Source organism: Treponema sp. R6D11, from assembly GCF_054786075.1.
The window spans coordinates 1-405 of record NZ_BDHD01001043.1; the positions used below are offsets into that span (position 1 = coordinate 1).

A 405-nucleotide genomic window follows, 5' to 3' on the forward strand; every position below is an offset into this window, starting at 1 on the left:
TTCGCAATTATCCATTACAAACAGGGAAAATTTGAACAAGCTCGCGACGAGTTAAATGCCGTCCGTGAATACTACAATTCCCCCGATGCGGAACTGCTTCCCCAACACTTTAAAAGACTTTCAGAAATAGTTCTTAATACAATCACCGAGAAAGAAAAACGTAAAGACCCTACTCTTAAAAAGAAACCTAGCAATAGTTAGGCAACCAATTTTTGTGCGCTACAAGTAACTCATCTGTCATGGAGCGAATGTCGTCAATAGAGAGCTCTGCGGTTGTATGTGGCTCTAACATTGCCGCATGGTAGATGTGGTCGCGTTTTTTTGTTGTCGCGGCTTCTAATGTAATTAGGTGGACATTGATGTGGGTCATATTCATCGCGGCAAGTTGGACAGGCAATTTTACGG

At 42.5% G+C, this 405-nt stretch carries 1 protein-coding gene and 1 pseudogene; one reads left to right on the forward strand and one right to left on the reverse strand.

Annotation, left to right across the window (positions count from 1 at the left end; all coding sequences use genetic code 11):
• Positions 1-201: pseudogene (locus tag ACYVTD_RS17400) on the forward strand (hypothetical protein); the annotation flags it as partial.
• Here ACYVTD_RS17400 and ACYVTD_RS17405 read toward each other — a convergent pair.
• Positions 188-405: family 4 glycosyl hydrolase (locus ACYVTD_RS17405; RefSeq protein ID WP_461248885.1), on the reverse strand; the 218-nt coding region annotated here is incomplete at its 5' end. The pseudogene ACYVTD_RS17400 and the gene ACYVTD_RS17405 overlap by 14 nt on opposite strands.